Origin of the sequence: Burkholderia sp. MSMB1072 (genome assembly GCF_001524725.1) — a bacterium.
Taxonomy (GTDB): Bacteria; Pseudomonadota; Gammaproteobacteria; order Burkholderiales; family Burkholderiaceae; genus Burkholderia.
Window position 1 is genome coordinate 429445 of the sequence record NZ_LOYC01000009.1, and the last position, 13475, is coordinate 442919.

At 69.4% G+C, this 13475-nt stretch carries 12 protein-coding genes; 5 read left to right on the forward strand and 7 right to left on the reverse strand.

Going from position 1 to position 13475, the window contains the following annotated elements; translation table 11 throughout:
• The first annotated feature begins 39 nt into the window (after positions 1–39).
• The gene (locus WS89_RS03970) at positions 40–1242 is read left to right on the forward strand and encodes a GNAT family N-acetyltransferase (protein ID WP_059789732.1); all 1203 of its coding nucleotides are present in this window, start codon (positions 40–42) and stop codon (positions 1240–1242) included.
• Between the two features lie 21 nt (positions 1243–1263).
• Here WS89_RS03970 and WS89_RS03975 read toward each other — a convergent pair whose 3' ends face one another.
• Positions 1264–1752 carry a DUF3331 domain-containing protein gene (locus WS89_RS03975; protein WP_059789567.1) on the reverse strand — a complete coding sequence of 163 codons (489 nt, stop codon included), beginning with the start codon at positions 1750–1752 and terminating at the stop codon, positions 1264–1266.
• Between the two features lie 44 nt (positions 1753–1796).
• The gene (locus WS89_RS03980) at positions 1797–3008 is read right to left on the reverse strand and encodes an MFS transporter (protein ID WP_059789733.1); all 1212 of its coding nucleotides are present in this window, start codon (positions 3006–3008) and stop codon (positions 1797–1799) included.
• Between the two features lie 207 nt (positions 3009–3215).
• Here WS89_RS03980 and WS89_RS03985 point away from each other — a divergent pair, with 207 nt between their 5' ends.
• From WS89_RS03985 to WS89_RS04000, 4 genes are all read left to right on the forward strand, one after another.
• Positions 3216–3956 carry a GNAT family N-acetyltransferase gene (locus WS89_RS03985; RefSeq protein WP_059789568.1) on the forward strand — a complete coding sequence of 247 codons (741 nt, stop codon included), beginning with the start codon at positions 3216–3218 and terminating at the stop codon, positions 3954–3956.
• A 347-nt stretch (positions 3957–4303) separates the two neighbouring features.
• Positions 4304–5368: a 2,3-butanediol dehydrogenase gene (locus WS89_RS03990; RefSeq protein ID WP_059789569.1), complete on the forward strand. Its 1065-nt coding sequence runs from the start codon at positions 4304–4306 to the stop codon at positions 5366–5368.
• Positions 5369–5655: 287 nt separating this feature from the next.
• Positions 5656–6312 carry a VC0807 family protein gene (locus tag WS89_RS03995; protein ID WP_059505526.1) on the forward strand — a complete coding sequence of 219 codons (657 nt, stop codon included), beginning with the start codon at positions 5656–5658 and terminating at the stop codon, positions 6310–6312.
• 85 nt (positions 6313–6397) lie between these two features.
• Positions 6398–7264, forward strand: a complete 867-nt coding sequence (locus tag WS89_RS04000) for a CPBP family intramembrane glutamic endopeptidase (protein WP_059789570.1) — start codon at positions 6398–6400, stop codon at positions 7262–7264.
• Between the two features lie 21 nt (positions 7265–7285).
• Here the strand turns inward: WS89_RS04000 and WS89_RS04005 are convergent, their stop codons facing one another.
• The 5 genes from WS89_RS04005 to WS89_RS04025 form a co-directional block, all read right to left on the reverse strand.
• Positions 7286–8266 carry an aldo/keto reductase gene (locus WS89_RS04005; protein ID WP_059505455.1) on the reverse strand — a complete coding sequence of 327 codons (981 nt, stop codon included), beginning with the start codon at positions 8264–8266 and terminating at the stop codon, positions 7286–7288.
• Positions 8267–8413: 147 nt separating this feature from the next.
• A complete protein-coding gene (locus WS89_RS04010) occupies positions 8414–9085 on the reverse strand; it encodes a MarC family protein (protein ID WP_059505457.1) in 672 nt (223 codons plus the stop codon).
• A gap of 138 nt (positions 9086–9223) precedes the next feature.
• Positions 9224–10024, reverse strand: a complete 801-nt coding sequence (locus WS89_RS04015) for an enoyl-CoA hydratase-related protein (RefSeq protein ID WP_059505459.1) — start codon at positions 10022–10024, stop codon at positions 9224–9226.
• A gap of 40 nt (positions 10025–10064) precedes the next feature.
• Positions 10065–11387, reverse strand: a complete 1323-nt coding sequence (paaK, locus tag WS89_RS04020) for a phenylacetate--CoA ligase PaaK (RefSeq protein WP_059505461.1) — start codon at positions 11385–11387, stop codon at positions 10065–10067.
• Between the two features lie 55 nt (positions 11388–11442).
• Positions 11443–12999, reverse strand: a complete 1557-nt coding sequence (locus WS89_RS04025; RefSeq protein ID WP_059789571.1) for a 3-hydroxyacyl-CoA dehydrogenase — start codon at positions 12997–12999, stop codon at positions 11443–11445.
• Positions 13000–13475: the final 476 nt, after the last annotated feature.

Genomic DNA, 13475 nt, shown 5'->3' on the forward strand with positions numbered 1-13475 from the left:
GGCATGTCGCCGGCCGCCAACCGAAAAGCGAGATCGACCTTGCCCACGCTCACCAACGCTTTCCAGCAGCCCATCGGCCACCCCGTTCCCGACTGGTCCGCGCGTCCGCGCCCCGAGCGCATCGCGCTCGAAGGCCGCTACTGCCGGCTCGAACCGCTCGACGCCGAGCGCCACGCGGCCGACCTGTACGCCGCCTACGCCCAGGCGCCCGACGGCAGCGACTGGACCTATCTGGCGCACGGCCCGTACGCCGACGAGTCCAGCTACCGCGATTACGCGCGCGGCGCGCAGGCGAGCACCGATCCGCTGCACTACACGGTGATCGACCGCGCCACGGGCCGCGCGGTCGGCACGCTCGCGCTGATGCGCATCGATCCGGCCAACGGTGTGATCGAGGTCGGTTCCGTCACGTTCTCGCCGCTGCTCAAGCGCACGCCGGTGTCGACCGAAGCGCAGTTCCTGCTGATGAAGTATGCGTTCGACACGCTCGGCTACCGTCGCTACGAATGGAAGTGCGACGACCTGAACGCGCCGTCGCGCAAGGCGGCCGCCCGGCTCGGGTTCCGCTACGAAGGCACGTTCCGGCAGGCGATCGTCTACCGCGGCCGCAATCGCGACACCGCGTGGTTCTCGATCATCGACGGCGAATGGCCGGATGTCCGCGCCGCATTCGACGCATGGCTCGCACCGGAGAACTTCGACGCGCAAGGCGAACAGCGACAGTCGCTCGCCGCGATCCGCCACGCGCAGGCCAGCGCGCGCGACGCCGCCGGCCGCGCGAACGACGCAACGCGCGTCACGGTGCGCCCGCTCGTCGCCGCCGACGAAGCCGCGTGGCGTCCACTGTGGCAGGGTTACCAGAAGTTCTACGACACCGCGCTGAGCGACGCCGTGTTCGCGACGACGTGGGCGCGCCTGATGGATCCGGCCGAGCCGATGTTCGTGCTCGGTGCGTTCGACGCGTCGGGTGCGCTGGTCGGGATCGTGCACGCGATCTACCACCGCTCGTGCTGGACCGAAGGGCCGTACTGCTACCTGCAGGATCTGTACACGGCGCCCGACGCGCGCGGGCAAGGCGCAGGCGGCGCACTGATCGAAGCCGTGTACGAACGGGCCCGCGAAGCCGGCGCGAGCCGCGTGTACTGGCTCACGCACGAGACCAACACGACCGCACGCGCGCTGTACGACAAGCTCGCGAACAACGCCGGTTTCATCCAGTACCGGCACGATCTGAAGAAGTAACGTGGTCCGGGCGGCCGACGTTCAGCCATGAACATCGGCCGGATGGCGGGCGCCGCCGTCCTCCGGCACGTCGTCGCGCGTCTCATCGGCCATGCCGGGCACCGCTGCCGGGCGGATCATCTCGTCGCCATTGGCCGGCACGGGCCGCCGTACCGGCCGGAACACCGGTTCGCCGGGCTCGATCGGCTGCCCCGAGAGCGCGCAGCGACCGGGCTGCAACGCGACGCGCAAGCGCCAGCGTTGTTCGCCGTAATGACACCGGCCGCTCTCGACCCATCGCACCAGCAGTCCGTCGTGCCCCGCCTCCAGCACCGTGACGAACAGTTGCGGGCGCAACGGCGACGCCGCGGCCGTCGCATGCTCCGGAATCGGCGCACGCCCGATCGTCACGAGCGAATGCGCGACCACGCCGCCGCGCGACGGCATCGGATCGTCTTCGCCGAGCGCGGACGCGGGCACGTCGCACGACAGGTCTTCCTCGCAGATCGGGCTTTCCATGATGTTGAGCATGCTTGACGGATTTCCGTGCAGGTTGAAAGACGCCGGCGCCGCACTCAGCGCCGGCCTATCGGTTCGCGCAGCAGGCACAGGCCGATCGCCGCGCCGGCGACGGCGGCCGCGAGCATCAGCCCGACACCGCCCGACCAGCCGAATGCCCCGACGATCGCGCCGATCGTCAGCGGCCCGATCACCTGGCCGAGATAGTTTCCCTGCACGACCCAGCCGATGCTGAGCGGCGCCAGCGACGGCGACGGTGCGGAACCCGGCGCGCACGCGAGAATCGTCGCGGGCAGCATCCCGGCCATGGCCGAGAACGCGAACCCGAGCGCGACCGCGAGCGGTGCGGGCGTCGCCGCGCTGAAGAGGCCCGCCCCCGCCGCGCCGATCGCGACCGACGTCGCGGCCATCACGAGCCCCGGGCGCGCCCCGCGCGACAGCAACCAGCCGGCCGTCAGGTTGCCGATCACGCATGCAGCGACGATCGCCGCACTGATCAGCCCGGCCGCGCCGACGGCAACGCCGAGACGCTGCATCAGGAACACCGGCAGGAACGTCATCACCGCGAAGAACTGCACGTTGTAGGTCGCGAAACCGAGTGCGAGGAGCGTGGTCGAGCGCGCCGCGAGCACGGTGCGCAGCGCGGGCCCGACGGGTGCCGCCGCGGCCTGCCGCGACGGTGCGTCGGCCGACGTCGTGACCGGCACCGCGGCCGCGGCGACGAGCGTCAGCGCCGCAGCCGCGAGCCAGCCGTTGCGCCAGCCGCCGAGCAGCGGCCCGACCAGCATCGACAGCGCCATGCCGGCCGGCATGAAAGTGCTCCACAGGCCGAACGCGAGATTGCGCCGATCGGGCGGCGTCACGCGGTTCAGCACGGCGGGCGCGGCAACCACCACGATCACGAACCCGAGCCCTTCCGCGAAGCGCGTGGCCAGCAGCAGCGCGAAGCTGCCCGCGCATGCGCCGACGATGCTCGACAGGCCGAGGATGAAGAGGCCCGTCACCAGCAGTCGCCGGTCGCCCCAGCGCCGCACCAGCAGCCCGGCGGCGATCCCGCCGAACACGCCGACGAACGGAAACACCGACATGATCCCGCTCAGCGACGCGAGCGAGCCGCCGAACTCGTGCTGCAGCGACGGCAACGCGATCGTCGCCTTGCCGACGTGCAGCGCCGACACGATGCTCGCCAGCACGACGTTCGCGATGGCGGCCCGGTAGCTGCGCGACGGCAGCGTGGCGGCCTCGGCCGCGACAGGCGATTCGGTCATCGTCACCTCCGTTGAGGCGGCCGCGTGCAACGGGATGTCTCGCGCGGCCGCAATCGGACCGGCGCCCATGATACAAATTGAAGTTAACTTCAAGTAAAGGGGTAACGCGTGCAACGATTCGTTTCGGTGATGGTGACAATGGCTGGCACGGCAAGCGACGGCATCCTCGGCTAAGCTGTCGGCTTCGCTCCGACAATGCCCGCCCGAATGCCGACCGCCTCCCCTGCACCGGCCACGCTGTTCCCGCTCGACGAAGCCTGGTCCGCCTTCCCCCGCCGCAAGGTTGCCGTGCGCACGTTCATCGCCGGGTACTGCGCTGCGCGCGACCGGCGCGATGCGCCGCTGCACGACAGCCCGGACGGCCATGTCGTGCAGTTCGACGACGCGATGGGCCGGCCTTTCGAGCATTTCATGATCGAGGGGGCGCCCGGGTCCGGCGCCGGCCCGTTTGTCGTCGGTGCGTGGATCACGCGCTATGGCGCAGTGCCGCTGCCGTCCGCGCTGCACGGCAGGACGCGCCGGCTGACCGACGAGCACTTCATGGCCGCCGATATCGACCGTCTGCCGGGCGACGACGCGCTCGCGCAAGCGCTCGCCTGCGACACGCCGGACGCGATCGACGCGTTCAACGCCAGCGGCGCCTTCCCGCCGTTCCACCCGAATCCGGCCGCGTTCCTGTTCGCGCATCGGCTCGACGGGCAGATCGCGGCCACCGCGCGCTACGGCTTCGCGTCGCCGCACGATATCGTCGTCGATCGCGTCGCGACGGCGGACACATACCGCCGCCGCGGCCTCGCGACGCAACTGCTCGCCGCGATCGTCGCCCACGCACGGCACCGGGGAGCGCACCGCGTGTGGCTCATATCGACCGAAGCCGGCCAGCCGCTGTACCGCGCCGCCGGATTCACGCCGCTCGCGACCGTCGCCGTGGACGAAGTCGTCGCCTGACCGCGAATCGAACCGCATCGTCCGTCACCGTTCGTCTCGCGCTTCGTCTCATCGCGCTGAGACGAACGTCCCGGCGTCTCAGCGGATCCGATGTTGCGCTATCGCAGCAAATCCGACGCACCATTCCTTCCGAATCCCGGCCGGTCGGCATAGAGCGACATGGTGCAACGCATCCAGCGCCGCCTTTCGACCGCCCCGTACCGCCCCGATTCACGCTGGCCCCGTTCCTGCATACCGGTCGATCGCGCAATCGCGCGACGGGCACACCGGCAGCGTTGCCGCGCGCCCGACGACAACCCGACGGAGACAGCAACGTGAGTACACCCGCACCGATCACGTCCCCCAGCATGAAGGCCGCCGTCTGGCATGGCCGCCACGACATCCGCGTCGAAGCGGTTCCCGTTCCGGAGCGCCCGCCCGCGGGCTGGGTTACGATCCGCGTGCACTGGTGCGGCATCTGCGGCTCCGACCTGCACGAATACGTCGCCGGGCCGGTGTTCATCCCGGTCGACGCGCCGCATCCGCTGACCGGCCTGAAGGGCCAATGCATCCTCGGTCACGAGTTCAGCGGCGAGATCGCCGAACTCGGCGCGGGCGTGTCGGGCTTCGCGGTCGGCGACCGCGTGACGGCCGACGCGTGCCAGCATTGCGGCACCTGCTGGTATTGCCGGCACGGGATGTACAACATCTGCGAGAACCTCGCGTTCACCGGGCTGATGAACAACGGCGCGTTCGCCGAATACGTGAACGTGCCGGCCGAACTGCTGTACAAGCTGCCCGACGATTTCCCGACCGAGGCCGGCGCGCTGATCGAACCGCTCGCGGTCGGGCTGCATGCGGTGAAGAAGGCCGGCAACATCGTCGGACAGACCGTCGTCGTGGTCGGCGCGGGCACGATCGGCCTGTGCACGATCATGTGTGCGAAGGCCGCGGGCGCCGGGCGCGTGATCGCGCTGGAAATGTCGGCCGCGCGCAAGCGGAAGGCGCTGGAGGTCGGCGCGAGCGTCGTCGTCGATCCGAAGACGTCCGATGCGATCGCCGAAGTCAGGGCGCTGACGGGCGGCTACGGCGCCGACGTGTCGTTCGAATGCATCGGGCACACGGCCACCGCGAAGCTCGCGATCGACGTGATCCGCAAGGCCGGCAAGTCGGTGATGGTCGGCATCTTCGAGGAACCGGCGCCGTTCAACTTCTTCGACATCGTGTCGACCGAGAAGGAAGTGATCGGCTCGCTCGCGTACAACGGCGAATTCGCGGACGTGATCCGCTTCATCGCGGACGGCCGCATCGACGTGCAGCCGCTCATCACCGGGCGCATCGCGCTCGGCGACATCGTCGCGCACGGCTTCGAGGAACTGGTCAACCACAAGGACCGCAACGTGAAGATCATCGTCCGGCCGGCCGTCTCCTGATCGCACGCGCGGCCGCGGCATCGATGGAGGCCGCGCAGGCTGCCTGCCCGCCCCGCCGCCGAGCGTCGCACGTGCGGGACGGCGCGCCTGCGCGGCGCCGCCCTTCCCGCTATCGCCTCGTCCGAAGCGGCCGCCATGTCGAGCTCCATCCGGATGCGGCATGCAGCAACATTCGCAATCGCTAACTCGGCGCGATTCTTCGATATACTGGACCGAACCCTTTTCGGGCAACCGGGGGCAACCACGCGTTTCGCGCGTTCGCCCCGACCTGCGTGGAATGGCGCACCGTGAAACCGCGAGCCGGCCTGATTCTCGAACTCTTCGTCAACCTCGTGCTGCCTTGGGTGGCCTACCGGGTCGCGCATCCGTATTTCGGCGAAACCGGCGCGCTGTACGCATCGGCGGTTCCGCCGATCGTCTGGTCGATCGTCGAATTCATCCGCTCCCGCCGCGTCGACGCGGTGGCGGCCATCGTGCTGCTCGGCATCACGCTGTCGATCGTCGGGATGGCGTTCGGCGGCAGTCCGCGCACGCTGCTGATGCGCGAATCGATCGGTTCGGGCACGATCGGCGTCGTGTTCCTGCTGTCGCTGTTCCGCGAACGCCCGCTGATCTTCTATCTGGCCCGCGCGACCGTGGCCCGCGAGATGGACGGCGGCGCCGCCCACTTCGAAGCCGTCTGGGACGCGCAGCCGGGCCTGCGCCAGATGCTGCGGCTGATGACGTTCGTGTGGGGCGCCATCATGACGCTCGAGATGCTGCTGCGCTGGTGGATGGTCGTCAGCTGGCCGGTCGAGCGCGTGCTGGTCGTGTCGCCGGTCATGGGCTACACGGTGTTCGGCTGCCTGCTGCTGTGGACGTTCTGGTACCGGCGGCGCATGCGCGTGCGCAACAGCGTCGACATCCCGGGCGCCGGCGGCGTCACCGAAACCGCCGGCCGCTGACACGCGGCTGCCCGGCCGTGCGGCGGCGTGTCACCGCACCTGCTGTATGATGCGCGGCGTCTCGTCCGCCCATCCGTTTCCCGTCATGTCCCTTTCGCTCCTTCCGTGTGCCACGATCTGGCTCGCCCTGTTCGCGGCCGCCGCATTCGCGTGGCATCGCCCGCTGCACGGCCTGAGCATCGGCCTCGCCGTGCTGGGCTATGCGGGCGCCCTGGCGTTCGGCCAACTCGCGCCGATCACGCTGGCGCCGTTCGCGCTGCTGATCGCGGCCGGCTGGGGCGTGTTGCCCGAGCGCCCGCTCGCGGTGCGCATCGCCGCGCACCTCGTCTTTGCCGCGCTCGCGATCGCGCTGAGCCTGCACCTGCTTCCCGGCTTCCACAATCCGCGCGTGATCGGCCCGACCCGCTTCACGCCGGACGCCGCGCCGTTCACGATGTACCTGAATTTCGACAAGCCGCTAGTCGGCTTGTGGCTGGTGTGGGCGCTGCCGTGGGTGGCTCCCGACGTCGCGCCGTTGCGCGCGCTGCGCACCGGTGCGGTGGCGGCCGTCGCCACGGCCGCCGCGTGCCTGGCCGGCGCACTCGCGTTCGGGATGGTCGGCTGGGCGCCCAAGTGGCCGCCGTCCGGCTGGCTGTGGCTCGTGAACAACCTGTTGCTGGTGACACTCGCCGAGGAAGCGCTGTTCCGCGGCTACGTGCAAGGCGGCCTGACCCGCGTGTTCCGCGCCTGCTCGTGGGGCCCGTGGGTCGCGCTCGCGGCCGGCGCGGTGCTGTTCGGCGCCGCGCACGCGGCCGGCGGCTGGCAGTGGATCGTCCTCGGCACGGTGGCCGGCGTCGGCTACGGGCTCGCGTGGCGGCGCGGCGGCCTGCTCGCCGCCGCGCTCGCGCATGCGGGGCTGAACGTCGTCCACTTCGGCCTGTTCACCTACCCGATGCTCGCCGCCGCGCGCTGATCGCGGCGCCCGCGCGGCCGCTCAGTTGAACCCGGCCACCGCGTGCGGCACGTACGGGCGTTCGAGCGCGGCGATCTCGTCCGCGGTCAGCTTCAGCGCGAGCGCGCCGAGCGCATCGTCCAGTTGCTGCGGCTTCGAGATACCGACGATCGGCGCGGTCACGCCGCGCTTGTGCGCCACCCACGCCAGCGCGACCTGCGCCCGCGGCACGTTGCGCGCGGCGGCGATCGCGGCGACGGCCTCGACGACCGCCTTGTCGGCGTCGACCGTCGCGTCGTACAGCCGCTGGCCGACATCGTCCTTCTGCTGCCGTTCCGACGTTTCGTCCCAGTTGCGCGTCAGGCGCCCGCGTGCGAGCGGGCTCCACGGAATCACCGCGATGCCTTCGTCCTCGCACAGCGGCAGCATTTCGCGCTCCTCTTCCCGATACAGCAGGTTCAGGTGGTTCTGCATGCTGACGAAGCGGGTCCAGCCGTTCTGCTTCGACGTATGCAGCGCCTTCGCGAACTGCCACGCGAACATCGACGACGCGCCGATATAGCGCGCCTTGCCGGCCTTCACGACGTCGTGCAGCGCCTCGAGCGTCTCCTCGATCGGCGTGCCGTAGTCCCAGCGGTGAATCTGGTAGAGATCGACGTAGTCGGTGCCGAGCCGCTTCAGGCTCTGGTCGATGTCGGTCATGATCGCCTTGCGCGACAGGCCGGCGCCGTTCGGCCCCGGCCGCATCCGGTAGAACACCTTCGTCGCGATCACGACCTCGTCGCGCTTCGTGAAATCGCGCAGCGCGCGGCCGACGATCTCCTCGGACGTCCCGTCCGAATACATGTTCGCGGTGTCGAAGAAGTTGATGCCGGCCTCGACCGCCCGCTGGATGATCGGGCGGCTTTCCGCTTCGGGCAGCGTCCACGGGTGCGTGCCGCGCGACGGCTCGCCGAACGTCATGCAGCCCAGCACCAGCTTCGACACGTCCAGCCCGGTCGATCCGAATTTCACGTATTCCATTGCACGCCTCTCCATTCGAGTCGGGTTTGCGGCCGGATGCGCGCCGCGCATCCGCCAGACGTCGCATGGTATCCCGCATGCCGCGAACGCGTACGACCGCGCGCCGCATGCAGGCTGCGTGAAAGGAAGACGAACCGGAAGGCCCGGTTACTTGACCTGGTCGGCGAGCGGCTGCAGGAACGCGGAGAAGCCGGTCAGCATGATCTGCACGCCGATGCACAGCAGCAGGAACGCCGACACGCGCTTCGCGACCTTGGTCCCTTCGCTGCCGAGGTAGCGCGCGAGCAGCGCGGAGCGGCTGTAGACCTGCCAGATCACGAGCGCGACGAGCACGGACACAGCGATCGACACGATGCTCGACAACATGAATTCCGACAGCTTGTGCGTGCGGTTCGCGTTCAGCGCGATCGCGGTCGCGATCGAGCCGGGGCCAACCGTCAGCGGCACCGTCAACGGGAAGAACGCGCGCGTCATGATCGCGTTCGCGTCGATCGGCTTGACCGGCGTGTCGCCGCCGCCCGGCCCGTCCGGTTCGTTCAGCATCTGCCAGCCGGCGACGGCAACCGCGAAGCCGCCGCCGATCCGCAGCGCTTCCATCGAGATTCCGAAGAAATGCAGCACCGGCGTGCCGGCGAAGAACGCGACCATCAGCACGACGAATGCGTTGAACGCGACCTTCCTCGCAAGCAGATCCCGTTCGTGCGCGGTGAGCGCCTCGGTCCGTTCGAGAAACAGGAACGCGATACCGATCGGATTGATGATGCCGATCAGGCCGGTAAAGCCGAACAGGATCTCGGAGACGAGGCGATTGACGATCATCGTGCGAAGCAGCGGTCGGGACGGGGGCCGGCAGCGCGCCGGGGGTCACGCATTGTAGTGCAAGCGCCCGCGCCCGAGCCGCAAAATGCGGCCGGCCCGGTTGCGCCGTCGATCGTCGTGAACGTGCGGCGCGCAGCCTTATTCGGCGCCCGCCTCCCAGGCCGGCGGCCGCTTCGCGAAGAAGGCCGCGAAGCCTTCCTTCGCTTCCGGCGTCGCCCGCACGCGGGAGATCGTCTGCGCGGTGAACGCCGCGCGTTCGTCCGACGGCGGGTACTCGCCGATCGCATCGAAAAAGCGCTTGATCTCCGTCAGCGCGTGCGGGCCGTTGCGGCCGAGTTCCGCGAGCGTCCGCTCGAGCGTGTCGTCGAGCGCATCGAGCGGCACGGCCTGATGAATCAGGCCGATCGCGACGGCTTCGGCAGCCGCGAGCTGCGTCGCGGTCAGCGCGAGACGGCGCGCCTGGCGCTGGCCAACCGCCTCGACCAGATACGGGCCGATCACGGCCGGCAGGATCCCGAAGCGCGCCTCGCTGACCGAGAACCGCGCGTGATCGCTCGCAATCACGATGTCGCAGGCGGCGCACAGGCCCACGCCGCCGCCGAACGCGTGCCCCTGCACGCGGGCGACCGTCGGTTTCGGGCACTGCCGGATCGCGTGCATCATCGCGGCGAACCGCTCGGCGTCGCGCAGGTTCGCGGCCGCATCGTTCGCGCTCGCGCGCTGCATCCACTGCAGGTCGGCGCCCGCGCAAAATGCGCGACCGTCCGAACGCAGCACGATCGCGCGCACGTCGTCGCGCCGGCCGAGCGTCGTGAACGCGTCGGTGAGCTCCGCGATCATCGTCTCGTCGAACGCGTTCAGCACGTCGCCGCGCCGCAGCGCAACGGTCGCGATGCCGCGCGCATCGACCGCGACGGCCAGGGTCTTCAATTCATCCATCGAACAGGTTTCCTCGGGTAGAACGATGCACACATCGAAATCAGGCGGCCTGGCGGCGATCGATCACGCGGCGCGCCTTGCCGGTCGCGGTCGCGGGGATGCCGCCGGCCGCCAGCACCGTCACGCCGGACGACACGCCTACCATCGTCTTGATCCGGTGCTGCAGTTCGCGCGCGAGCGCCGCGCGCTCGCCGTCGGTGACGGACGCCGCCGCTTCGGAGCGCAACTCGACCGCGAGGTCGAGCCGGTCCATGTGACCGTCGCGCGACAGCGTGATCTGGAACTGGCCCGACAACTGCGGCAGCGCGACGACGATCTCCTCGATCTGGCTCGGGAACACGTTCACGCCGCGCACGATCAGCATGTCGTCGGAGCGGCCCGTGATCTTCGCGAGCCGGCGCATCGCGCGCGCGGTCGGCGGCAGCAGCGCGGTGAGGTCGCGCGTGCGGTAGCGAATCACCGGCATCGCCTCCTTCGTCAGCGACGTGAACACGAGCTCGCCCTGGCTGCCGTCGGGCAGCACTTCGCCGGTGACGGGATCGATGATCTCCGGGTAGAAATGATCTTCCCAGATCACCGGGCCGTCCTTCGTCTCGACGCATTCGCACGCGACACCCGGACCCATCACTTCCGACAGCCCGTAGATGTCGAGCGCGTCGATGCCCACGCGCGCCTCCACTTCGTCGCGCAGCGCCTGCGTCCACGGCTCGGCGCCGAAGATGCCGATCTTCAGCGACGATTCGGCCGGGTCCATCCCCTGCCGCACCATCTCGTCGATCAGGTTCAGCATGTACGACGGTGTGACGAGGATGATCTTCGGCTCGAAATCGCGAATCAATTGCACCTGCTTCTCGGTCTGCCCGCCGGACATCGGCACGACCATGCAGCCGAGCCGCTCCGCGCCGTAGTGAATCCCGAGACCGCCCGTGAACAGGCCATAGCCGAACGCGTTGTGCAGCGTATCGCCCGGGCGGCCGCCGGCCGCGCGGATCGAGCGCGCGGTCACGTTCGCCCACGTGTCGATGTCGCGCGCCGTGTAGCCGACCACCGTCGGCTTGCCGGTCGTGCCGCTCGACGCATGCACGCGCACGACCTGCTCGCGCGGCACCGCGAAGAGGCCGAACGGATAGTTGTCGCGCAGGTCGCTCTTGGTCGAGAACGGAAATTTCGCGAGATCGGCGAGCGACTTCAGGTCGTCCGGATGCACGCCCGCCGCATCGAACGTGCGCCGATAGTGCGGGACGTTGTCGTACGCGTGGCGCAGCGACCATTTGAGGCGTTCGAGCTGCAGCGCCTGCAGTTCGTCGCGGCTGGCGGTCTCGATCGGATCGAGGGCGGCGGCGGGATGCGTCGGGTGAGTCATCGGGGTGCTCCTCCAATGGAGTGATGTCGTTGTCGTGTTCGAGGTGACGGGGCGGTCACGACCGGAACGTGCGGCCGGCCGCGTGCAGCGCGGCGAGGCGCGGCGACACGCGATAGCGGTCCTCGCCGTAGCTCGCCGCCAGATTCGACAGCACGCGATGCACGCGGCCGATGCCGATCGCATCGGCCCACGCGAGCGGGCCGCACGGGTAGTTCACGCCCTTCTCCATCGCAAGATCGAGATCGGCCGGCGAGCACACGCCCTGGTTGACCGTGTCGGCCGCTTCGTTCGCGAGCATCGCGACGGTGCGCATCGCGACCATCCCCGGCACGTCCGCGACGCCGACGACGCGAAAACCCGCCTGCTGGAACAGGCCGACCGCGTCCGCATACGCCGCGTCGCTGCACTGGAGCGCGCGCGTCAGCGCGACGAGGCCGGCCTGCGCGTAATCGCGCGCGAGATCGACGAGCACGAGATCCGCCACGCCGGTTTGCGCGGCGCGTGCGGTGGCCGTCCGGCCGTCGGTCAGCGCGATCGACGCGCGGCCGGCCACGGCGAGCAGATCGTCGGCATGCGCGTCGTTGCGCCGCGCGTGCGCGATACGGTCGACGAAGCGCGCATGCAACGCGGCGGCCGGGCCGTCCTGTGCAAACAGCGCGACCTCGGCCGGCGCGGTGCGCGAAGGTTCGAGATCGGGAGCGAGCGGCGTCGCGCCGTCCGCATACGAGTAGAACCCGCGCCCGGACTTGCGCCCGAGGAAGCCCGCATTCACGAGTTCCTGCTGGATCAGCGACGGCGTGTAGCGCGGGTCGTTGAAGTACGCGCGGAACACCGACTCGGTCACCGCGAAATTCACGTCGTGGCCGATCAGGTCCATCAGCTCGAACGGCCCCATCCGGAAGCCGCCGGCTTCGCGCATCACCGCGTCGATCGAAGCCGGCGCGCCGCCCTGCTCGTTCAGCACGCGCAGCGCCTCCGCGTAATACGGTCGGGCGACGCGGTTCACGATGAAGCCCGGCGTCGATTTCGCCATCACCGGTTGCTTGCCCCACGCGGCGGCGGTCGCATGAAGCATCCGGGCGACCTCGGGCGCGGTCGCGAGCCCGCTGACCACCTCGACGAGCGCCATCAGCGGCGCCGGATTGAAGAAATGCAGGCCGGCGACGCGCTGCGGCACGCGCAGCCCGGCCGCGATCGACGTGATCGAGATCGACGACGTGTTGGTCGCCAGCACGCATGCGTCGTCGACATGGCGTTCGAGGGTCGCGAAGATCTCGCGCTTCACGTCGAGCCGTTCGGCCGCCGCCTCGACGATCAGCGCGGCGCCCGCGAAATCGGCCAGCGCGCGCACCGCGCGGATCCGGTTGCCGGCCGCCTCGGCCCGCGCCGGTTCGAGCCGGCCCTTCTCCGCCAACCGCGCGAACTGCGCGCGGATGCCGGCCAGCGCCTTGTCGCAGGCCGCCTCGCTCAGGTCGTACAGCAGCACCGCATGGCCGGCCGCCGCCGCGACCTGCGCAATGCCCGCGCCCATCGCGCCGGCACCAATCACGCCGACGACGGCCGACGGCGCGAGCGCGCCCGAGTTCACCGAATATGCAGAGGAAACAGCCATCGCTTGCGATCCGTCATGAAGTGGAAGTGCGAGCGATTATAAACCGACCGGTCGGTAGATTTATGTCAGGGCGAGCCCGAATGTGTTGGGCAAGTGACCGTTACGAAACCTTCAACGACAAAAAATCGAAAGATCGGGGCAACTTTTTGTAAACCGAAAGGTCAACGTAAGGGATCGAATATGAGATAGTACCCCCCGAACGCCTGATAAAATTCGACAAATTGCCGGATTTCAGGGGGAATACGTGTCGCGCCGTCATCGCCGTCCATCACCCCTTTCCGGGGTCGAATCGAGCTTCCGGACCGCGCGCCCCCACGTATGCTCGTCTCGCTGTCCGCGGACAACCGCTTCGAACCGTTTCATCCCGCGACGGGCTTCGGCCCGCCCGCGCCCCTCGCCGCCTCGCGGCAGCGAACCCAGGGCAGCGCCGTTGCGTGCCGCCCCTCTTCGGTTTCATCGTCTTCGTTCGGCGGATT